Annotated in this window: 20 protein-coding genes; 15 read left to right on the top strand and 5 right to left on the bottom strand. The window is 37.1% G+C overall.

From position 1 onward, the window contains the following. Window positions 1–10: 10 nt before the first annotated feature. The 7 genes from ACEE75_RS09710 (at window position 11) to ACEE75_RS09680 (ending at window position 6593) form a co-directional block, all read left to right on the top strand. A complete protein-coding gene (locus ACEE75_RS09710) occupies window positions 11–1360 on the top strand; it encodes a glucose-6-phosphate isomerase (RefSeq protein ID WP_354367784.1) in 1350 nt (449 codons plus the stop codon). Window positions 1361–1490: 130 nt separating this feature from the next. Further along, window positions 1491–2039 carry a DUF4352 domain-containing protein gene (locus ACEE75_RS09705; protein WP_427895610.1) on the top strand — a complete coding sequence of 183 codons (549 nt, stop codon included), beginning with the start codon at window positions 1491–1493 and terminating at the stop codon, window positions 2037–2039. A 134-nt stretch (window positions 2040–2173) separates the two neighbouring features. Further along, window positions 2174–3289 (top strand): glycoside hydrolase family 3 N-terminal domain-containing protein, encoded by a 1116-nt coding sequence (locus ACEE75_RS09700; protein ID WP_427895612.1) that lies wholly within the window; start codon window positions 2174–2176, stop codon window positions 3287–3289. 87 nt (window positions 3290–3376) lie between these two features. Further along, the gene (dapD, locus tag ACEE75_RS09695) at window positions 3377–4075 is read left to right on the top strand and encodes a 2,3,4,5-tetrahydropyridine-2,6-dicarboxylate N-acetyltransferase (RefSeq protein WP_427895614.1); all 699 of its coding nucleotides are present in this window, start codon (window positions 3377–3379) and stop codon (window positions 4073–4075) included. Window positions 4076–4183: 108 nt separating this feature from the next. Then, window positions 4184–5314: an N-acetyldiaminopimelate deacetylase gene (locus ACEE75_RS09690; protein WP_447575480.1), complete on the top strand. Its 1131-nt coding sequence runs from the start codon at window positions 4184–4186 to the stop codon at window positions 5312–5314. Between the two features lie 78 nt (window positions 5315–5392). Continuing rightward, on the top strand, window positions 5393–5932 hold the full coding sequence (locus ACEE75_RS09685) for a 5-formyltetrahydrofolate cyclo-ligase (protein ID WP_447575459.1): 540 nt from the start codon (window positions 5393–5395) through the stop codon (window positions 5930–5932). Beyond that, window positions 5916–6593, top strand: coding sequence for a rhomboid family intramembrane serine protease (locus ACEE75_RS09680; protein ID WP_427895618.1), 678 nt, complete (start codon window positions 5916–5918; stop codon window positions 6591–6593). Before ACEE75_RS09685 ends, ACEE75_RS09680 begins: the two co-directional genes overlap by 17 nt. A gap of 53 nt (window positions 6594–6646) precedes the next feature. Here ACEE75_RS09680 and galU read toward each other — a convergent pair whose 3' ends face one another. Further along, entirely contained in the window at window positions 6647–7561 is a 915-nt protein-coding gene (galU, locus tag ACEE75_RS09675) for a UTP--glucose-1-phosphate uridylyltransferase GalU (protein ID WP_447575458.1), read from the bottom strand. 195 nt (window positions 7562–7756) lie between these two features. On the opposite strand from galU, the gene galE reads away from it, so the two are divergent. Then, a complete protein-coding gene (galE, locus tag ACEE75_RS09670; RefSeq protein WP_447575457.1) occupies window positions 7757–8773 on the top strand; it encodes a UDP-glucose 4-epimerase GalE in 1017 nt (338 codons plus the stop codon). A gap of 65 nt (window positions 8774–8838) precedes the next feature. Here the strand turns inward: galE and ACEE75_RS09665 are convergent, their stop codons facing one another. Beyond that, complete coding sequence (locus tag ACEE75_RS09665) at window positions 8839–9771, bottom strand: glycosyltransferase family 2 protein (RefSeq protein WP_447575456.1); 933 nt, start codon at window positions 9769–9771, stop codon at window positions 8839–8841. A 128-nt stretch (window positions 9772–9899) separates the two neighbouring features. On the opposite strand from ACEE75_RS09665, the gene ACEE75_RS09660 reads away from it, so the two are divergent. Further along, window positions 9900–11303, top strand: a complete 1404-nt coding sequence (locus ACEE75_RS09660; protein ID WP_449164768.1) for a polysaccharide biosynthesis tyrosine autokinase — start codon at window positions 9900–9902, stop codon at window positions 11301–11303. A 20-nt stretch (window positions 11304–11323) separates the two neighbouring features. Beyond that, on the top strand, window positions 11324–12523 hold the full coding sequence (locus ACEE75_RS09655) for a hypothetical protein (protein ID WP_447575454.1): 1200 nt from the start codon (window positions 11324–11326) through the stop codon (window positions 12521–12523). 16 nt (window positions 12524–12539) lie between these two features. Here ACEE75_RS09655 and ACEE75_RS09650 read toward each other — a convergent pair whose 3' ends face one another. Further along, window positions 12540–13907, bottom strand: coding sequence for a hypothetical protein (locus ACEE75_RS09650; RefSeq protein ID WP_447575453.1), 1368 nt, complete (start codon window positions 13905–13907; stop codon window positions 12540–12542). 244 nt (window positions 13908–14151) lie between these two features. After that, window positions 14152–15078, bottom strand: a complete 927-nt coding sequence (locus ACEE75_RS09645) for a glycosyltransferase family 2 protein (RefSeq protein ID WP_447575452.1) — start codon at window positions 15076–15078, stop codon at window positions 14152–14154. Window positions 15079–15164: 86 nt separating this feature from the next. On the opposite strand from ACEE75_RS09645, the gene ACEE75_RS09640 reads away from it, so the two are divergent. The 4 genes from ACEE75_RS09640 (at window position 15165) to ACEE75_RS09625 (ending at window position 19782) form a co-directional block, all read left to right on the top strand. Continuing rightward, window positions 15165–15935, top strand: coding sequence for a glycosyltransferase family 2 protein (locus tag ACEE75_RS09640; RefSeq protein ID WP_447575451.1), 771 nt, complete (start codon window positions 15165–15167; stop codon window positions 15933–15935). Window positions 15936–15944: 9 nt separating this feature from the next. After that, window positions 15945–16736: a glycosyltransferase gene (locus tag ACEE75_RS09635; RefSeq protein WP_447575450.1), complete on the top strand. Its 792-nt coding sequence runs from the start codon at window positions 15945–15947 to the stop codon at window positions 16734–16736. A 59-nt stretch (window positions 16737–16795) separates the two neighbouring features. Continuing rightward, on the top strand, window positions 16796–18196 hold the full coding sequence (locus ACEE75_RS09630; protein WP_447575449.1) for a sugar transferase: 1401 nt from the start codon (window positions 16796–16798) through the stop codon (window positions 18194–18196). Between the two features lie 101 nt (window positions 18197–18297). After that, on the top strand, window positions 18298–19782 hold the full coding sequence (locus ACEE75_RS09625; protein WP_447575448.1) for a nucleotide sugar dehydrogenase: 1485 nt from the start codon (window positions 18298–18300) through the stop codon (window positions 19780–19782). Between the two features lie 57 nt (window positions 19783–19839). Here ACEE75_RS09625 and ACEE75_RS09620 read toward each other — a convergent pair whose 3' ends face one another. Further along, window positions 19840–20856, bottom strand: a complete 1017-nt coding sequence (locus tag ACEE75_RS09620) for an NAD(P)H-dependent glycerol-3-phosphate dehydrogenase (RefSeq protein WP_447575447.1) — start codon at window positions 20854–20856, stop codon at window positions 19840–19842. 202 nt (window positions 20857–21058) lie between these two features. On the opposite strand from ACEE75_RS09620, the gene ACEE75_RS09615 reads away from it, so the two are divergent. Continuing rightward, entirely contained in the window at window positions 21059–22771 is a 1713-nt protein-coding gene (locus tag ACEE75_RS09615) for an ABC transporter ATP-binding protein (protein ID WP_447575446.1), read from the top strand. Window positions 22772–22793: the final 22 nt, after the last annotated feature.

Below are 22793 nucleotides of genomic sequence, written 5' to 3'. Positions count from 1 at the left end.
AAAAGACAAAATGACACATATTAAATTTGATTATTCAAAAGTGTTGGAAAAATTTGCAGGCCAACACGAAATTGATTACTTGCAAGGTCAAGTGACAGAAGCAGATAAACTCTTGCGTGAAGGAACAGGACCAGGATCAGACTTCCTTGGTTGGATGGACCTTCCAGAAAACTATGACAAAGAAGAGTTTGCTCGTATTCAAGCTGCAGCTAAGAAAATCCAAGAAACCAGTGAAGTCCTTGTGGTGATCGGTATTGGTGGTTCTTACCTTGGTGCGCGTGCAGCGATTGACTTTTTGAGCAACAACTTTGTTAACTTACTATCGGCAGAAGATCGTAAAGCTCCACAAATCCTTTATGCAGGAAACTCAATTTCATCAAGCTACTTAGCAGACCTTGTGGACTATGTGGCTGACAAAGAGTTCTCTGTGAACGTGATTTCTAAGTCAGGAACAACAACTGAGCCTGCCATTGCTTTCCGTGTATTCAAAGAGCTTTTAGTGAAAAAATACGGACAAGAAGAAGCAAACAAACGTATTTATGCGACAACTGACCGCCAAAAAGGTGCGGTTAAGGTTGAAGCAGATGCGAATGGTTGGGAAACGTTCGTTGTACCAGATGATATCGGTGGCCGTTTCTCAGTGTTAACAGCTGTTGGCTTGCTTCCAATTGCAGCATCTGGTGCAGATATCACAGCACTTATGGAAGGTGCAGCAGCAGCTCGTAAGGCTTACTCATCAGATAAGTTATCAGAAAACGAAGCTTACCAATATGCCGCTGTTCGTAACGTCTTGTACCGTAAAGGTTACTCAACTGAGATTTTGGTGAACTATGAGCCATCACTTCAATACTTCTCAGAGTGGTGGAAACAATTAGCAGGTGAGTCAGAAGGTAAGGATCAAAAAGGGATTTACCCATCATCAGCTAACTTCTCAGCTGATTTACACTCTCTTGGTCAATACATCCAAGAAGGAGCACGTATTCTCTTTGAAACAGCTATTCGTGTTGAAAAACCACGTAAAAATGTCATCATTCCAGAATTGGCTGAAGACTTAGATGGCCTTGGTTACCTTCAAGGTAAAGATGTTGACTTTGTTAACAAAAAAGCAACAGATGGTGTACTTCTTGCCCATACTGATGGCGATGTGCCAAACATGTACATCACGCTTCCAGAGCAAGATGAGTTTACACTTGGTTATATCATTTACTTCTTTGAAATTGCTATCGCACTTTCTGGTTACCTCAATGCTGTTAACCCATTTGATCAACCAGGAGTTGAAGCGTACAAGAAAAACATGTTTGCCCTTCTTGGTAAACCAGGTTTTGAAGACCTATCCGCAGAGCTTAACGCTCGTTTATAATCAAAAAAGAATCGACTCATTTTTGTCGATTCTTTTTAATAACTTCTCTTGAAAAATTAAAATAATATTGATAATATAAATATATACAGCCGCTATAAAAAGACCATTAAGTTTAATCGGAGGAATGAAGATGAAAAGTAAAGGATTAGGATTATTGGTATTGTCAAGCTTTGTTTTGTCAACTCTAACGCTTTCTACGACAACTGAGGTGAAGGCTGAGAGTCAAAAAGTGATTCAATTGGCAAAGAAAAACAAGAAAAAAGAAAAAACTTACAAAGTTGGCGAAGTGGTGACGGTTAAAAGTGTTGAATACACAGTTAATGGCAAGGAACTGACCACAAATGTCGGGGGCGAATTTGGTGCAACGGCTAATGATGTTTTTCTTGTAGTAGATGTTACCGTTAAAAATAATGGTAAAAAAGCTTTGACGATTTCGGATGATTTCTTCAAATTATACAAAGGAGAAACAGAATATGAATCTGATTCTGCAGCAGGTGTTTATGCGAATCAAGACTCATCTGCTAACTTCTTTTACTCTGAACTCAACCCAGGTAGTACAGTGACTGGTAAGGTTGTTTTTGATCTTACTGAGGCTGCTGCTAATGATCCTGAATTAGTCTTACAGGTACAAACAGGCTTCTGGGGAACACAGACAGCAAAAATTGCTTTGAATCAGTAAAAACAAGATCAATAGGACTAAAAATATCTGATTAAGAAAGATATTTTTAGTCCTTTTTTTGTTAAAGCATTAGAAAATGACTATAAGTTAGCGATAGCATTTTCTTTTTTTAGTCTTTACGTTATAATATATTTATGATATATAAACGTTTAATATGGCTATTCTCATCTTTAATTATTTTAGTAGGGCTAGCCATTATCGGAGTCTATTTTTTTAATCAACCCCAATTAAGAACCCTTCCTGTTGATGTCTCAACGCCACGGGTGCAAGAGCAAGTCTCTAAGATGACTTTGGAAGAGAAGGTCGGGCAACTCTTTTTAGCTAGAGTTCCTATAGACAATCAGATTGAGGACATTAAGACCTACCATCCTGGAGGTTATTTGTTGTTTGCACGAGATATGGAAGGACAAAGCCTTGAAAGTTTGAAAGCCAAGCTCTCTTCCTATCAAGCTGCGAGTCAGGTTCCTTTATTGATCGCATCGGATGAGGAAGGTGGCCAGGTTAGTCGTCTTAGCGCTCTATTAGAGCAATCTTTTAGCTCTGCTTTTGACCTTTATCAAGCAGGTGGATTAGAGGCGATTAAAGAAGATACGGCAAATAAAGCTGATCAGCTCAATCAGCTAGGGATCAAGGCTGGGCTATTTCCTGTTGCAGATTATGCGAGTAGTGCAGACAGCTTTATCTATTCTCGGACGATAGGAAAAGATATTCAGGCAACTTCTGACTATGTTGCAGAAAGTGTCAGAGTCTTGAAGGAGAAGCACTCAGCTTCTACTCTCAAACATTTCCCAGGTTATGGGGATAATGGTGATTCCCACTTGGACTTGATTTATGATAATCGCAGTTTGGATCAGCTAAAAGCTCAAGACTTTAAGCCCTTTGAGGCTGGAATAAAAGCAGGTGCTGATAGTATTTTAGTGTCACACAATATTATGACTCAGATAGATGGTTTGCCAGCTTCGCTTTCGCCAACCATTTATCAAACCCTAAGACAAGACTTGTCCTTTCAAGGTGTTGTCATGACGGATGATTTTGATATGGATGGTTTAGAAAATTTTACCACACAAGAAGATGCCGCCTATCAAGCGATTGCAGCAGGTGCAGACATGATATTAAGTTCGCATTACGCCAGTCAGATTCCTTACTTGGTTGAACAAGTGAGACAAGGTAATCTCAGTGAAGATCGAATTGATGAGGCAGTGACTAGAATTTTAACCATGAAGGCGAATCTGGGGATTTTAAAATCATAAAAACCATAAAAATAAGTGAAATGGCATGAAAAATCTGAAAATTCTGTTATAATAGAACATAAGATTTTTGAAGTATAGGAGAACCTTATGACAGCAACAAAAATGTCAGCACAAGAAATTATTCAATTTATTGCTCAAGCAGAGAAAAAAACCAGTGTTAAAGTGACCTTTGAAGGTGACTTAGCTGGCGCTACTCCAGAAAATGTGACCAAATTAGGTAATGTTTTATTTGGAGATTGGAAAGATATCCAACCTTTGCTAGTTAACTTAGTTGAGAACAAGGACTATGTGGTTGAACAAGATGCTCGCAATTCTGCCGTACCTTTATTAGATAAACGTGCCATCAATGCGCGTATTGAGCCAGGTGCTATTATCCGTGATCAAGTTGAGATTGGTGATAATGCGGTGATTATGATGGGGGCTGTGATTAATATCGGTGCTGAAATCGGTGCAGGAACGATGATTGATATGGGTGCTATCCTTGGTGGCCGCGCCATTGTTGGAAAAAATAGCCACGTTGGTGCTGGTGCTGTTCTTGCAGGTGTCATTGAGCCTGCTTCTGCCGAGCCTGTTCGTGTGGGGGATAATGTGTTAATCGGTGCCAATGCTGTTGTGATTGAAGGGGTACAAATTGGTAATGGTTCAGTTGTTGCGGCAGGAGCTATTGTGACACAAGATGTTCCTGAAAACGTTGTGGTAGCTGGTGTTCCTGCACGTGTGATCAAGGAAATTGATGAAAAAACACAACAAAAAACAGCCCTTGAGGATGCCCTTCGTACCCTTTAAGATAAGACAAGTTTTCAACTTAATGCTCTATTAGGTTGATCTGTATGAAAGATAAAGATATAAGAAGCTAGGCACTTTGTTCCAGCTTTTTATATTTATTGTGAGGATATTATGCTTGATTTAATCCAAACCAGACGTGACTTACACCAAATTCCAGAAATTGGCCTTGAAGAGTTTAAGACACAAGCCTACTTGCTAGAAAAAATTGCTCAGCTAACAGCAGGGTATGACTTTGTCCAACAAAAAACTTGGCGTACAGGGATTTTGGTTTACCTAGAGGGTTCCAATCCAGAAAAAACAGTTGGTTGGCGTACAGATATTGATGGTCTTCCGATTGTGGAACAGACAGGATTGGCATTTTCTAGTCAACATGAAGGGCGTATGCATGCCTGTGGGCATGATTGTCACATGACAGTGGCATTAGGGCTTTTGGAAGCTCTTTTAGAAGTTCGCCCTAAAGATAATGTGTTATTTTTATTTCAACCTGCCGAAGAAAATTTTGCGGGAAGTATGCTAATGTATGAAGATGGGGCCTTTGGTGATTGGTTACCAGATGAGTTTTATGGGCTTCATGTTCGTCCCGATTTAAAGGTTGGCGATATTGCTACGAATACTGGAACACTTTTTGCAGGGACTTGTGAGGTTAAAATAACCTTTAAAGGAAAAGGAGGTCATGCGGCCTTTCCCCATGAGGCTAATGATGCTCTTGTGGCAGCAGCTTATTTTGTGACACAAGTTCAATCTGTGGTCAGTCGTAATGTTGATCCTATAAAAGGAGGAGTGGTCACTTTTGGCTCCCTACATGCAGGGACAACCAATAATGTTATTGCAGAAACAGCTTTTTTACATGGAACGATCAGGACCTTAACGCAAGAGATGAGCCTTCATATTCAAAAGCGGGTTAAAACCATTGCAGAAGGTGTCGCTGCTAGCTTTGATATGGATGTTGAGATAGAGTTAATTCAAGGAGGCTATCTGCCTGTTGAGAATAATCCAGACTTAGCCAAAAATTTAATGGCGTTTTTTGAGGAGCAAGAGGGTGTCAACCTTATTGATTGTTTGCCCGCAATGACAGGTGAGGATTTTGGTTATCTCTTAAATAAAATCCCTGGAGTGATGTTCTGGTTAGGAATTGATACCCCTTATGCCCTTCACCATCCTAAGATGAGTCCAGATGAATCTGCTCTGCCTTTTGCCGTCAGAGAAATCAGCCAATTCTTGAAATCACGTGTTTTATAAATCAATAAGAGGTAAGAAAAGTGTCTATTTTCTTACTCTTTTTTTCAAAAAAATAGAAGAATAGTGTATGATAGTAACATGTTAAAAAAACAACTGCGACAAGAGATCCTATCTCTTTTGAAAGCTCAAGATCCTATCCAAAAAGCGCAAGCCGATCAGCGCTTACTGGAGCAACTTTGCCAAAGTGAGTTTTATAAAAATGCTCAGACGATTGCTACCTTCCTATCTTTTCCATTTGAGTATGATACTAGTCTTCTTATCCATCAAATGCAAAAGGATAAAAAGAAAATCCTTATCCCTAAAACCTATCCAAAGGGAAAAATGGACTTTGTTGTTTATGAACCTGATCAGCTAGTTGAGACTCATTTTGGTTTAAGGGAGATTCCAAATGGAAAGCCTGTGAATAAGTCTGCGATTGATCTTATTCATGTACCTGGGCTAGTCTTTAATGAAGCTGGATTTCGAATTGGCTTTGGGGGCGGATACTATGATCGTTATCTCGCAGATTATCAAGGGATGACAGTAAGCTTGATTTATCCGTTTCAAATTTGCAACTTTGAGGAGAAAGAATATGATGTGGCAGTTAGAGAGGTGATGCGTGATGAAACAGATTTTTGATAGAAATTATCCCGTGACGAGCTTATTGCTAGGGTTAACGACAGTTGTCTTTTTGTTAACTCAGTTGGTTTATTTTGGGCAGGCAACAAGTGCTCAAACGATTTTTAATGTCGGAGGGATGCTGGGAGCTTATGTCAAGTATGATCCTACACAGCTTTGGCGTTTGGTAAGTCCGATATTTGTCCATATTGGTTGGCAGCATTTTCTTCTTAATATGTTATCGCTTTATTTTATGGGACGAATGGTTGAGGATATTTTTGGTTCTAAAAATTATTTGTTGTTGTATGTATTGTCGGGTGTGATGGGGAATGTCTTTACACTATTTTTGACGCCAAATGTTGTTGCAGCAGGAGCATCAACCTCATTATTTGGCCTTTTTGCAGCAGTTGCTTTTTTGGGTTATCAATCTAAAAACCATTATTTAAATCAGATTGGAAGAAGTTACTTTACATTAATTGTCATCAATATGGTCTTTAGTTTGTTTTCTCCAGATACGAGTTTAGCTGGGCATCTAGGTGGTGCAGTAGGTGGTTTGCTTTTGAGTGTTATGTTGAAAACTCAAGTAGATCCTTTTGCGTTTAAAAAAGAGCAACGTGTCACAGCCAGTCTAGTGTTTATAGGTTTAAGTTTGGGGATGATTGGGCTTTCCTTGTGGGGATAAATCTAGTCAAATAAAAAAATACGTTTGAGCTTTATCTTAGCTCAAACGTATTTTTATTCTTCTGTTTTTGAAGTCTTTTGTCCATCAAGTTGTTTGCCAAGTTCAATGATGTATTGTTTTAAGTCATCTTTGACTTGAGGGTGCTTGAGGGCGTAATCAATAGATGTTTTCATGAAGCCAAATTTATCACCAACATCATAGCGGTTTCCTGTGAAGTTACGCGCAAAGACACGTTGAGTTTTGTTGAGGGTATCGATGGCATCAGTGAGTTGAATCTCATTTCCAGCACCTGGTTCTTGATTTTCTAAGATATCAAAAATTTCAGGTGTGAGGAGATAGCGTCCAATGATAGCAAGGTCGCTTGGTGCCTCTTCTGGCGCTGGTTTTTCAACAAAGGTTTCAACGCTATAAAGACCATTGACCCCCTCACCTTGAGGAGCAATTACCCCATAGGCAGAAACTTCTTCATGTGGAACTTCCATTACGGCAATGGTTGAAGCATGGGTAGTTTCGTAGTCGTCAATGAGTTGTTGGGTAAGAGGTGTCGCCTTATCGTCTGTGATATCCATCAGGTCATCGCCTAGCATCACGACAAATGGCTCATTTCCAACGAAGGCTTTGGCTTGAAGAACGGCATCTCCAAGACCGCGAGGATGACTTTGACGGATAAAGTGAAGACGGATACCAGTTGTTTCGTCAACCAATCTTAAAAGATCGTGTTTTCCTTTTTCTTTTAGGTTGTATTCCAGTTCAAAGTTTGAGTCAAAATGGTCTTCGATAGAACGTTTGGATTTTCCTGTGACAACCAAGATGTCTTCAATTCCTGATTTAAGAGCTTCTTCTACGATAAATTGGATAGTTGGTTTGTCGACAATCGGAAGCATTTCTTTGGCGAGTGCCTTTGTAGCAGGAAGGAAACGCGTCCCCAAACCTGCAGCTGGGATAACGGCTTTTCTGACTTTTTTCATGTAAGACTCCTTGGTTGTTTTTTTAAAAAATTTTTAAATTAATTAACACAGTGATATTATATCAAAAAAAGCTGGTAAGAACAATGATGCGAAGGAAATAGAGATGATTTTCTTTACAAGTAAATATAAGGGTGTTAGAATGAACGAGACTAGTGATGCTTGAGCTATTTAGAAGTAGAAGGATATGGAGAAAATATGAGAAAAGTACTAGTGACAGGTGGAAGTGGTTATATTGGCTCACATACCTGCTTAGAATTATTAGAATCTGGTTATGAAGTTGTGGTTCTTGACAACTTAAGTAATTCTAGCTATCAGAGTTTAAAAAATGTGGAAAAGTTGACTGGAAAAGCGGTGACTTTTTATCAAGGAGATATCTGTGATAGACGTTTTCTTGATAGTATTTTTGAAAAAGAAAAAATAGATGCTGTGATTCATTTTGCAGCTTTGAAAGCTGTGGGAGAGTCAGTTGCTCGCCCTATAGACTACTATGAAACAAATATCAGTGGTACCTTAGCTCTACTACAGGTGATGAAGAAACATGAGTGTAAAAATCTTATTTTTAGCTCGTCAGCCACTGTTTATGGTCACCCTAAAACAAATCCTATTAAAGAAGATGCCAGTGTGTCTGCAACTAATCCTTATGGACAAACAAAACTAATGACGGAAAGAATTTTAGAGGACGTTTATCTATCGGATCAGAGTTGGAATATTATTTTATTACGTTATTTTAATCCGATAGGGGCGCATCCATCTGGTGAGCTAGGAGAAAGTCCTCAATCTGTTCCGAATAATTTATTACCATATATTACGCAAGTTGCTATTGGTCAGCTTCCTTTTATTAAGGTGTTTGGTCAGGACTATCCTACAAAAGATGGGACAGGGGTGCGAGATTACATCCATGTAGTTGATTTAGCTAGAGGTCACCTTGCGGCCTTAGATCACCTAGAGAAGAATGAAGGATTAGAAGTTTACAATCTTGGCACAGGTCAAGGCTATTCTGTTTTAGATTTAATCAACATCATGTCTGACGTTGTGGGCAGAGCTATTCCTTATCAAATTGAAGGACGTCGTCCAGGAGATATTGCGACGTGTTTTGCTGATCCCACAAAGGCAAAAGATAAGTTAGGATGGGAGGCTACGTTTACAATCGTAGATATGTGCCAAGATGCTTGGCGTTGGCAAGAAAACTATCCTAACGGCTTCAATGAGTAGGGAAGAATAAAAAAGCCTAGCAACCTATTAGGCTAGCCAGGCTCTTTAGTACCATAATAAACTAGTTAATTTAGCTTTGAAATCAAGCGGGCTAACAAGAAGTTACTAGGAAGTAGATAGACTTTAATAATATAACGATGCAAAGCATACTCATCTTTGTAGAAAGTAGGGATAAAAGGATTTTTAAGGTAATTAAGTTCCTTGAGTTCTTTTACGGCTACCTTATAAGTCGTATAATCATTGATTTTTACAGCATTTGCAACCATCTGCAATAAATCTTCGATCATCTTAAAGGTAAAATAATCTTTAAATTCAGGATTTCGTTCTCCCATGATGCGATTATTTTCGAGAGATTCTCTATTTTTTTGAGGATTTGGTGTAGTACTAAGAGAGCCATCTCTTGACCGATAGACATAGAGTTTTTCAGGTACAGTTGTAATCATTTTTGCTGCTATCATCAATTCAAAAATAATCCCCTCTCCCATTCCGGGTAGAAAGTGAAACTGTACGCGGTCAATCAGTTGTTTTGAAAAAATCCGACTGCTTGGCTGTGTGTTATGGAAAAGATCTTTTAAGGTAGGTTTTCCATAAATTGGTTTATACCAAACCGTTTTCTTCTTACCGTTTGATGAGTAACTATCTGTATCGCAGAGGACAATGTCAGCCTGCTCTTCCAAAGCTTTTTGATAAAGTTTTTCAAACATATCAGCCTTTACAAAATCATCGGAATCAACAAAGGCAATAAACTCGCCACTAGCTACTTTTAGCCCTTGATTTCTGGCTTCTCCTACCCCTTGATTGCTATCTAGAGAGATCACCTTTATGCGAGGATCTTGTTTTTGAAAATCTGTCATGATTTCCAAAGAACGATCAGTTGAAGCATCATTGACAAGTATAATTTCAATATCTTGTAAGGACTGTTTCTGTAAAGATTTGACACAATCTGCTAAGTAATCTTCGGTATTATAAACTGGGATGATAATAGAAACTTTTGCCACGTTTTTCTCCTTGATGAAATAGTAAATGCTGATGTTTAGGTCATTATACCATAAACCTAAAATGGAACTCAATAAAGTGTTTATGAAATGAGATGGCAGGGTATGTTTTTATCAAATATAATGGTACAATGAAAATTATAAAAATTGAAATGATAAAGGAAATAAAAATGGATAAAGAATTAAGTTTGCCAGCGATATTTAGGTTATTAAAAAATAAGATTCGTTGGATTATTTCAACTATTCTGGTTTTTATGGTCAGTGCAGTAGTGTTGAGTCTTTTTGTGATGAAACCACTATATAGTTCAACTGCAGAGCTACTTGTGAGTCCAAAATCCGCTTCCAGTCAACAATTGACCTTAAACCAGTTAGATACGAATGCCAAGTTGATAAAGACATATGAAAATATTATTCTATCAGATGATATTTTAACCCTGGTTAATAAAAAAATATCAGCAGACTATTCTAGTCAAGATTTAAGAGGTAAGATATCAGTTACCACAGATGCTGATTCTCAAACATTTGGCATTAAGGCAGAGGATTCCTCGCCAGCCTTGGCAGCGGAAATTGCAAATACTGTCGCTGAGATTTTTCAAGATAAGCTAGATAGTTATTATGCTTTTAACTTAAAAATAAGAGTAATTTCAGCAGCTAAGGTAGCAAATCAGAAAAGTTCCCCTAACTTACTAAAAAATTTAGCCTTTTCAATAGCTTTAGGTCTTGTCGTTAGTTTTTTAGCCATCATCTTATTTGAGCTATTGACTCCAACAGTTGGAGGTACAGGATTATTAGAACGCTTTAAGTGGTTAGAGTTAGGAAGTCTTCAACTAGGAACTTTTACACAGCGAACTTCGTCAGCCAAGCGGAAGCAAACACGTAAAAAATTATTCAAACCAGAGGTCATTCATGATAAGGCGATTTTGGATAACATTGAGGGCATTAAAGTTAAGTTAAAACTCCAACTTAAAAAGCATCAGGCAAAATCTTTCCTTATTACTTCTCCAGAAACAGCAACAGGGAAATCCACTTTTGCAACTTATTTAGCTAAGAGTTTTGCGCGTGATGGTCAGAAGGTTTTACTGGTGGATGCTAATTTTAGAAATCCAAGTTTACATCACATTTTATCCCTGCCTAATGATACCGGTTTGACAACCTATTTAGAAGGTTTGGATGACGTAGAGCTACCACTCATGTCTCATGAAAAAATGAACGTATTAACGACTGGTCCAAAGCTAGCTCATAACACAGATTTATTGACTGGTAAAAAAATGGATGAACTTTTAATCAAACTAGAGGAACAGTTTGACTATATTATTTTTGATGCTAGTTCCTTAAATGGCATTCCTGATGCACAGATTTTGGCCACTAAAATAAAAAATGTTGTCATGTTAGTAAAAAGAGATTATACAAGAACTGACGATTTAATTGAGAGTAATCGATTTATTGTAGATTATGACATACAGGTTTTAGGTTATGTCTTTAATGGTGAGATCCGTGATAGGGAATCAACATTTCAGAAACTATTTTATAAATAGAGGTTATAGGAGCCGTTGATATGTATGATCGAAATCGAAACAGCTGGGATGTCGCGCTACTCTATTTAAGTCTGTCTATTTATCCTTTTAGTGTTATTCTAGCGGCAGTATTACGGTTACTGAGTTTAGATTTTTTTGCCTCAAAGACCATATTTTTAGGCTACGGTTTAGTTGCTTTAGTAGCATTCTTTATTCTTTTGAGATTTCCAGTTTCTTTGAAGCGTCTCTCATCTTTATTTTTTGTCTACTTAGTTTATGTTTTTCTATTTTTAACATCACATCAATCTGTTCAAGGTAGATACTTAGATAGTGATATGGTAATGATTTATAGTTTCTATCTGCCTTATGCTATGCTAATTTTGTCACGGATTTCTGACTTTTCTCCCTTGTTTGACAATAAAATCATTGATAGTATCAATAGCTTTTTGATCATTGGGTCTTTTCTTGTAAAGTTTATTTTGAAAGACGCAACAGGATATATGACATTTTCTTATAATCTATTGCCGTTTTGGATTCTGACATCATTTAGTTTCCTAAAGAAACCTACACTAATAAAACTGGGAGTTTTATTAGTGATGTTAGTGGAAGGTGTTGTCTACGGTGCCAGAGGTCCTCTTATATGGTTAGTGATTAGTATCCTGGTATTTTATATTTTACAACGATTCGATAATCAAAAACCCATCACAATCTCAATGAGGTCACTGTTTACAGTTACTGGTATAGGTTTGGGATTAGTTTTATTTGTAATAGTGTTATTTCAGATTCTAACACGCCTCAATGTCGCAAATTCCTATATCTTAAACCGTGCAGCAACAGGAGTGTTGACGCAGAGTACGGGTAGAGATAACATGATAAAAATTGCTCTGACTTATCTGAAGGGCATGGGTGTAGATTTTAATGGCATGTTTTTTGATCGTACAATCATGCCAGATGGTGTCTATGTGCATAATCTTTTTTTAGAAACATTTTTATCTTTTGGTTGGCTATTGGGATCTTTAATTATTCTTGCCTTATTTTACTTTATAGGGAAAACCTTTTTTAAAACTGATATAACTGGGAAGAAAGTTGTCGTTTTTTTGACATCTAGTTTTTTTCTCAAATATTTTTTAACAGGCAGTATCTATGATGATTATACCTTTATTATCTATCTAACGTTAATGTATGCCGTTTATAAACAATCTCATCCTGATAAATTAGTGATTTACGATAAAAAACGTTAAATAAAAACTCGGCTTTTTAAGTACCGAGTTTTTTTCTTTTAACGATCATGAAGAATAGCTGTTTATTGTAATAGTAATTTATCAAACAACTAATACTAGTTGTGATCATAATGCTTATAATTGCAAATACCACCCATGATATGGTAGAGGTTATATGGTGTAGAAAAGGAAAGGCTAAAAGGTTTGAAAAGCTAAAGACACTGATATCAATGAGTAATTGCTTTATGACAAATTGATAGCTGGCTTGTAAAAGATGCTTATAGCTATACCAGATATAGTAAGATAAGCTATAAAGAAATGAAATAGTAGTTCCGATAGCTACTCCGACTAATCCCATGTTAGACACTAGTAAGAGAGAGATGATTAAATTCAATAAAGCTTCTAAATAAGTTCCTATTTGTGTATCTTTAAATTGACCTGAAGCAAAGATTAAGGTTCGATAAGGAAGACGAAGGGCATATAAAAATAATGCTAGTGTCATCATATAGCCAAAGATTGGTTGGTTATAGTCAGTATCCTTAACGTTCTTTGTATAAAGGATGACAAATGGCGTAATCAGTTGAAAGGTAGTGCTTAGGACAATGGTTGAACCAGTATGAATTAACCATTCAATCTTATTAAATTGTCTTGCCAATTCTTTTTTATCTGCAATATGTAAAGCTTTTCCTAAGAAGGGGCGTAATCCACTTGTTGCTGCATTTAAAAAAGTTTTAATCCCTTGAAATACAGTATTATAGATGGCGTAGATAGAGACTTCTTGTAAGCTAGCAAAAAGCGATAAAATAAGAATATCTGTGCTTTCTTGTATGGTATAGGCGATATGTTGTCCTATGCCATACCATTGTTGCTGAATTTTGTAGTTCTTATCAATTCGTTTTTTAGAAATATGATAGTGACGATGCACATAATAGCTAATAATAATCGGCGGGATAACAAAGATTAAAGCTGAACCGAGTCGTACTCCAAAGATAGATTGATTAGCATTGATGAGGACAAGAGAAAGAAGGAGATTGGCAATGTTAGCTAACCCCTGAAGAATCTCTTTGATGTAGGCTTTTTGGTCAGATCCTAATATGATTTGACTAGTAATTCCCACAAAAAATTGTAATAATTGAGATAAGGATAAAATCAATATCAAGCCGATAATTTGTTGGTTAGAGAAGTGACTCGATAAGGTTCGTGGAAGAATGAAGCAGAGTATCCCGATGTAAAAGAGAAGGGCTAGTCCAACTTTATTGAAAAATTGTTGTGACTTATAGTAAATGGTTGACAGTGTTTCAGTATCTTCTTCTAGCAATGGCTTATACATACTGGCTTGCACAACTGCTCCCATTCCTAAGTCCAGCAAGCTAATCAAGGTCAGGTATTGGGTAATACTAGACATTAACCCATTAACTTCAGAGCCAAAGGCTTCAATATAAAGTCTTGGAAGGATGAGACTGCAAATAATGGAGACTAGTTTATTCAGTAAAGAGATAATTCCATTTAATTTTAAAGATTTTGTATTCACGGCATGACTTTCAGGATAAAATATGTTTGCATTGTACTATTTTTTGTTAAAATAGTATGGAGGTAGTATCTTTTAAAGGGGATTTTTACTATTGTCTTTTGTGTAAGAAGTGATGTTATCAGCTTCTTTTAACAAGGGTTTTAACATTTCGTAACATAGCCTTACATTTCATCAATTGGCGTAGGGAAGAGTATCCAAAACTAGCAAAAATAAAATAAACGATTGGTACAAGTTTTGGAGATCGTTTAATAGACTGTTTGAGATACGTTCGAGTATGTTTTATATCTTTTAGACCAAAGTAGCGCATAGCAAGGTAATAGTCTTGGTAGGCCTCTAATTCTTTTTGGGGAATGAGGTTGAGTTGGTGATTAAGGGTTTTGGCACGTTTTGACACGATTTGATAGCCTTGGATAACCTTGGTACTGTTTCTAGAGATGCTGTCCTCTTGTGTTTCATAGATGACGAGGTCCTCTGCTATTTTATAACCCTGACTGATGTTCAAGAGTTTTAAAAATAGGTCCCAATCTTGACAACTTAAAAGTTGTTCATCTAATCCTCCAACAGCAAGAAAAATATCTTTTTTTACCATGAGGGTAGAGAATCCACCTAGATTATTTTGCTTAATGGTATCTTTGATAGGAATAATACCTTCGCCCAGGGTGGTGAATGTCTTAGCTCCAAATCCAGTTACGACAAACCCAATTTCTGGAAATTGGTTAAAGATTTGGATTTGTTTTTCTAGCTTAGTTGGTAAGAAATAATCATCAGAATCTAGGAAAGCGATGTAGTTTCCCTTAGCCAACTTAACTCCCGTATTACGGCAGACATTAGCGCCTTGATTTTTGGGAAGTTGGAGATAGGTTAGATTAGAAAGTTGACTTTTGAGTCTTTCTAATGTGTTCATAGATCCATCTGTTGAATGGTCGTCAACGACAATAATTTCGATATTGTGATAAGTTTGACTGGTAATACTTCTAATGACCTCTTCAATGAGGTGCCCACGGTTAAAATTAGGTATAACAACAGAAATAAGTGGCTGGTTCATATTTTTTTCTTTCTAACTTTAGTCGCTTTTTATATTACTATATGATTCAATAATTTTCAAACAATACTTATGTAGGAGCTTTTATAATGCCATCTCAATTATCTCAACCACTAGTTAGTGTTATTATTCCCATGTATAACGCTTCAAGTTTTATAAAAGAAACGCTTCAGTCTGTTTTTCAACAAACTTTTCAAAATTTTGAAGTTATTGTTGTTGATGATCAGTCCACCGATAATTCTTCTCAACTGGTATCAGAAATGTTATCAGCTTATTCAAATCTTAGTTTGCTAAAGAATGTGCAAAATTCGGGTGTTGCGATTTCAAGAAACAAAGGAGTAAGCTGTGCTAAAGGTCGCTTCATTTGTTTTTTAGATGCGGATGATTTGTGGTTACCAAACAAGCTAGAAGTACAGGTTGCTTTTATGCTAAAATATGGTTATGCTTTTTCATTTACATCATATCAATTTGCAGATGAGACAGGTAAACCCATCAAAGCTCCTATAACTGTTCCAGAAAAAATTTCCTATCAGCAGGCATTGAGGAACCATACCATTTGGACCTCGACAGTTATGCTTGATCTAGAGCAACTTAGTAAAGAAGAGATTGCAATGCCTGATGTCAGGAGGGGCCAAGATACAGCTACATGGTGGAAAATTTTAAAAGTTGTTAAGTATGCTTATAGCATCAATCAACCCCTTTCCATTTATAGAAGGACCAATCAATCACTATCAGCTAATAAGTTTGCTGCGATTAAAAGAACATGGTATTTATTTAGAAAAGTGGAAGGACTGTCAGTTATAGAGACTGTTGGTCCATTTATAGGATATGCTTATAATGCTGTTAAAAGAAGGATGTAAGGAGAATGTATGGTCGTACTAGTTGCAACCTTAGATACTGAAAATGTTAAAGGCTTGGTTGAGGAGATGAATTTAGAAAATCTTGAGACCATTGTTGTCAACCAATCAAGGCAAGGAAGACTGGCTTCACAACTGTTGGAAGATGGTAAAACTAAAATTTTATATAGCGATCGTCTTGGACTTAGTGCTAGCCGCAATGATGCTCTAAATTTAGCTCCAGATACTGCAATTTGTCAGATTGCTGATGATGATATGGTCTTTGTGGAAGACTATGAAAAACTTGTTGATCAAGCCTATCAAGAGTTTCCAGATGCGGATATGATCGTTTTTTATGTCGATCAAGAGCGTAGTGAATTATCGAAAAAACCGTTAAAAAAGGGAAAAATGAATCATATCACTGCTATGAAGACTTCCTCTGTTCAAATCAGCTTTAAAAAGTCAAGCCTAGTAGATAGAGGGATTACATTTGATGAACGGTTTGGTATTGGAGCTCCGTATACCTTTGGAGAAGAAAATATTTTACTTTTCGATGCCTTGAGGAAAGGGTTAAAGATTTATAGCTACCCAGAAAAAATAGCGACCTTGAGAGATAGGGAATCGCATTGGGATCGTACCCCGACCCCATCTTTGTGTCAGAAACGAGGAGCTATTTTTAAGCGCATGTCGCCAAAATGGTACTGGCTCTTGATTATACAATTTGCCATCCGTAAACGTCAGATGATGCGTCCAGAAATTTCTATTTTAGCTAATATAAAGTATATGTTTCAGGGAGCTAGGGAATTTCGAAAAGCTAGGACATAAATCAGGAGTAGAAGCGTTGTAGCAGTTGTTTGATGCTACAAAATGAAAAAGGAGATGGAATGATAAAAACAAAAAGTTTATGGTCCATTATAGTTTATGCTGTTGAAGTTATTTTAATGTTAGCAGGAATATTTGTATCTTTGCAGTTTCAAGATCTATTTGGTCAATTTTCTAATTTAAATAATGATCTTTTAGAGTTGAGTGGTTTTAGCCGTGTTCTTCCTTGGTTAGTACTGATTTATCTTATCATTTGTAACATGTTTGATTCACATGTGTATTATAATCGTTCCAAGAGCTCTTTATTTGTTAATGCTTTTTTTATTCAATTATTCTTTTCACTTGTCATGCTAATAGTAGAGTGGGGAAGTTTTCATCAGCTCCATGTTACAGGATGGTTTTATCTCGCCTATATTATCTTAAGCACAAGTATTTCTGGATCTTTTTATATAATGGTTTCTAGCCTGTATAAGCTCGTTATTGGTCAGAAACGTCTTTTGATTTTAGGAAAAGAAAAAGACGTACTAGCAGCTATTGCTAATTTTCAGTCCTCGGCTTCTTCATTTCATGAGCTTAGTTATGTTGCCTTTTCTGACTACCTTGAGAAGATAAAAAAAGTGATTGATCAGATAGATGTTGTTTACCTTGTTGGTCCTATCGATCAATCAGAAGTTTTAGAGATTTACGATTATCTGATGAGGGAAAAGAAGGACATGTATTTAACAGCGACTGTAGAAAGTACGCTTGTCCGTGATTCAGATCTCTTTAATATTTCTGATGAGAATATGCTTCGTTTAGCCCCTTATTCGCTCTCCAAGGGACAAGATATCGTTAAACGTTTGTTTGATATTATATTAGCCCTTTTCATGTTGGTGTTAAGTCTGCCGTTGACCCTACTAGCAGCTTGTATGATAAAGTTAGAAAGTGAGGGGCCGATATTTTATAAACAGGATAGAGTGACACGTGATAACAAGGTATTTTCTATTTTAAAGTTCAGATCAATGACGGTAGATGCAGAAAAACACTCTGGTCCAGTGTTAGCACAAGCCAATGATCAACGTGTGACAAAGGTTGGGAAATTCATTCGAGCAACCAGGATTGATGAGATTCCTCAGTTGATTAACGTCCTAAAAGGAGAGATGTCGATTGTTGGTCCAAGACCTGAGCGTCCGTTTTTTGTGGATCAATTTTCACAAGAAGACTCGCACTATCCTTGGAGACATCATGTTAGGGCTGGTTTAACAGGTTATGCTCAAGTCTATGGTAAGTATACCTCGGATTTTAGAGATAAGTTGAAATTTGATCTCTTATATATCAAAAATTATTCCTTGTTATTAGACATCAAACTTCTTTTAAAAACGGCTATTATTATTTTTGATAAGATGAGTTCACAAGGAAAAGAGGAGCAAGCATCAGATCAGCTAAATTTGACAGAACTTGAGCGAATAGTAAAGATATTATGATATTAAAAATAACAAAATAGTAATTAGAAACAAGAATGTTCTGCATTCTTGTTTTTTTTTTGAACAAATGCTATACTGACAGAAAGATAAGGAGGGGACATATGAAAAAGTTTTCTAAAGAAATTTTGGCAACTGTTCTTAAAGATTATAGGATAAGGCACCAATTAACTCAGGAAGATCTGGCTAACAAAGTTGGTATCAATCGTTCATTAGTTTCTCGAATAGAACAAGAAAAGTTTGTTCCCAGCATTGCTCAATTAGAAAGCCTAGCTGAATTAACCAACCATAAAATTGAAGATTTTTTTTCAGTTGAACAAAAAACTGTACAAAATATTGAGTCCAGTAGCACTATTGCAGTGGCGGGATTAGGCTATGTCGGAATGTCAATGGCGGTGTTACTAGCTCAGTATCATCAAGTAATAGCTGTAGATGTTTTGGAAGAAAAGGTGGCTCTTGTTAATAAGGGAGTTTCTCCTATTCAGGATGATTATATTGAACGGTATCTAAAAGAGAAGGACTTAAATTTGAAGGCAAGCTTAGATGCTAAAAAGGCTTATGAGGCTGCTGAATTTATCGTCATAGCAGCTCCTACAAATTATGATAGTGCTACAAATTATTTTGATACGCAACACGTTGAGACTGTTATTAAACAAGTACTTGCTGTGAACCCTCAAGCAATTATGGTGATTAAATCTACTGTCCCAGTAGGGTTTACACTTTCTATGAGAAAAAAATATGGCACAGAAAATATTCTATTTAGTCCAGAATTTCTGAGAGAATCAAAAGCTCTTTATGATAATCTTTATCCCTCGCGTATCATTGTTTCTAGCGAATTAAATGATTCGGTAGAGTTAAAAGCAGCGGCTTCAAAATTTGCTTCTTTTTTAAAAACAGCTTCTCTGAAGGAAGATGTCAGTGTTTTATCTATGGGGGCGACAGAAGCTGAGGCGGTTAAGTTGTTTGCCAATACTTATTTGGCTTTACGGGTATCTTATTTTAATGAGTTAGATACATATGCTGAAATTAAGGGATTGAATACACAATCAATTATCGAAGGGGTTGGTCTAGATCCTCGTATTGGAACTTATTACAACAATCCATCGTTTGGTTATGGTGGCTATTGCTTACCAAAAGACAGTAAACAGTTACTAGCTAATTATGATAATATTCCTCAAAATATGATGACAGCTATTGTAGAATCTAATCGAACACGAAAGGATTTTATAGCAGATCAAGTTTTAAAAATAGCGGGGTATTACGATTATAGTGAGCATGATACCTTCCACTCTCAAAGTGAAAAAGAAGTAACTATCGGAGTTTATCGTTTAACCATGAAGAGTCATTCCGATAATTTTAGACAAAGTTCGATACAAGGAGTCATGAAACGGATTAAAGCCAAGGGTGCTAAAGTCATTATATTTGAGCCAACTTTGGAGAATGGCTCTAGCTTTTTTGGCTCTGAAGTGGTCAATCATTTAGAAGAATTCAAGAAAAAAAGTCAGGCTATTATTGCAAATCGTTACGATGACAACTTAGATGATGTCCGCGATAAAGTTTATACAAGAGATATTTTTGGTCGTGACTAAGCCTTATATGAAAAAATGAATGCTCAGAAGATGAGCATTCATTTTTTCATATAAGGCTTAGTGCCATTCATTTTCTGAGCGCAATTCGTTTGACATCATACTTAGGATGCTTTCTTTGATGTCTGCGCCCTCGTAGATAGACTTATAGATAGCAGTAGTGATAGGCATATAAACACCAAGTTCTTGTGCAATCTCATAAGCAACCTTGGTTGTTGAGATACCTTCAATCACCATTCCCATATTGCGTTCGATGTCTTCTAGTTTCTCCCCTCGTCCTAGGGCATCTCCAGCGCGCCAATTTCGTGAGTGGATAGAGGTTCCTGTGACAATCAAGTCCCCAACGCCAGACAGACCGCTATAAGTGAGTGGATCAGCTCCGAGCTTGACACCGAGTCTTGTAATCTCAGCTAACCCCCTTGTGATGACAGCAGCTTTGGCATTGTCTCCGAAACCAAGTCCGTGTAGCGCTCCTGCTCCAACCGCGATGATGTTTTTAAGCGCACCAGCTGTTTCGACACCAATCACATCCGTATTGGTATAAAGACGGAAATAGGTGTTGCTAAAAAGATTTTGAACATACTTTGCAGTGTCTAAATCTTTTGATGCTGCAGTAATTAGGGTCAAGTCACGTACAATAGTTTCCTCCGCATGACTAGGCCCAGAGACTACCACAACCTCACTACGAAGCTCAGCAGGAATTTCCTCTTCTAATATAGTAGACAGACGTTCATGTGTGCCAGGCTCTAAACCTTTTGAAGCATGCATGATGGTAACTTTATGGTTTAAAAGTTCAGCAACTTGTTTGGCCACTAGACGAGTCACTTTTGTTGGAACGACAAAAAGAATGGCGTCAACCTGATCTAAAGCTTCTTTTAAATCAAGATAGGCTTTGATGGATGGATCTAGCACCACATCTTTAAAATAATGTGTATTCGTATGATGGGTGTTAATCTCTTCAATCTGTTCAGGAATATTTCCCCAAAGACGAACATCATGCCCATTGTCATTTAATACTTGCGCTAGGGCTGTTCCCCAAGAACCTGGGCCCAAAACTGCAATTTTTTGTTTTGTCATATTTTTCTCCTCTTAATGATAGAAAACCATTCATATTATACCATATTTACGCTAAACTTGTACAATTGGAAGGAGTTGGATTAAAACAATCTTAAGACTAGCAAAGTTAAGGTGTTTGTGTTAGAATGATAGGCATTGAATAATGCAATACTTCCTGTTCACACCTTGAACCAGGAGTTTTTTCATGAAAAAGGAGGAAAATATGCTTAAAAAAGCACTTAAGCCGTACAAGTGGTATGTTATGGCTTCTGTATTGATGACGATTGTAATCGTATTAAGTGCGCTTTTACAACCGAACTACCTCAAAGATGTGTTAAGTGCGGTGATGGAAAACGATAAGGATAAGATTACATCAATTGGGATTTGGTTATTGGGGATTGCGGGTGCAGGTCTCCTAGCTGGTATTGTCAATACCGTCTTAGCCGCTAAAATTTCACAAGGTGTTTCTGCTGATTTGCGTGAGGCAACATTTAGAAAAATCCAGACTTTTTCTTATGCCAATATTGAAGAATTTAATGCAGGGAACTTGGTTGTTCGCATGACCAATGATGTCACGCAGATTCAAAACTTGATGATGATGATTTTCCAAGTCTTGCTACGTCTTCCTATTTTGTTTATTGGTGCTTTCATCATGGCAGTAAGAACGCTACCAAGTTTATGGTGGGTCTTGGTGTTGATGGTTATCCTGATTGGAGCAGTAATGGCTGTTATCATGGGATTGATGGGGCCGCGTTTTGGGATTTTCCAAAGCTTGATGGATAAGATTAACAGCATTGCTAAAGAGAACCTTCGTGGTGTCCGAGTGGTTAAATCTTTTGTACAGGAAAAGTCACAATATGCTAAGTTCAAGGAAGTTTCTAATGATCTGCTTGATCTCAATTTATTTATTGGGTATGGCTTTTCCATTATGATGCCTGTCTTGACCTTTATCGCTTATATGGCAACATTTGTTTCTATTTACATGGTATCTAAAATGGTTGATACTGAGCCAGAGGCTATCGGAAACATTGCTTCTTTTATGACCTATATGATGCAAATTATGTTCTCAATTATCATGGTGAGCTTTATGGGGATGCAAGCTAGTCGTGCCTTTGTAGCCCTCAACCGTATCAAAGAAGTATTGGATACTGAGCCTGCTATGACCTTCAAAGAACATGCAGATGAGGATCTTAAAGGAGATATTGTCTTTGAGCATGTGAGTTTCACTTATCCACATGATACCGAGCCAACACTCAAAGATGTCAGTTTTGCAATTAAATCTGGTCAGATGGTCGGAGTTGTAGGAGCAACAGGTGCAGGGAAATCAACCCTTGCGCAGTTGATTCCGCGTCTATTTGACCCTCAAGAAGGACGTATTACAATCGGTGGCCGTGATCTTAAAGACCTTAATCAGACGACTTTAAGAAAGACAGTCTCTATTGTTTTACAAAAGGCTATTTTGTTTAGTGGAACGATTGCTGATAATCTTCGTCAAGGAAGTGCTGGTGCAGACATTGCGGCAATGGAGCGTGCAGCAGGAATTGCTCAAGCTAAAGAGTTTATTGATCGTATGGATGAGACTTACGAAAGTCAAGTTGAAGAGCGTGGGAATAACTTCTCTGGCGGACAAAAGCAACGTATGAGTATTGCCCGTGGTGTGATTGGAAATCCTAAAGTTTTGGTCTTAGATGACTCCACTTCTGCTCTTGATGCTAAGTCTGAAAAGTTAGTTCAAGAAGCTTTAAATAAAGATTTAAAAGAGACGACGACAGTGATCATTGCTCAAAAGATTTCTTCAGTGGTTAAAGCAGATAAAATTTTGGTTTTAGATGAGGGCCGTTTAATTGGTGAGGGAACGCATGCTGAGTTAGTTGAGACCAATGCCGTTTACCGAGAAATTTATGAAACACAAAAAGGAAAGGAGGAAGAGGAATAAGCTGAGCTTAACCTCTATGTAT

The organism is Streptococcus sp. 11273D007BT, from assembly GCF_053547195.1.
Note: the sequence above shows the minus strand (reverse complement) of the source record. Positions and strands in the feature narration are given on the sequence as shown.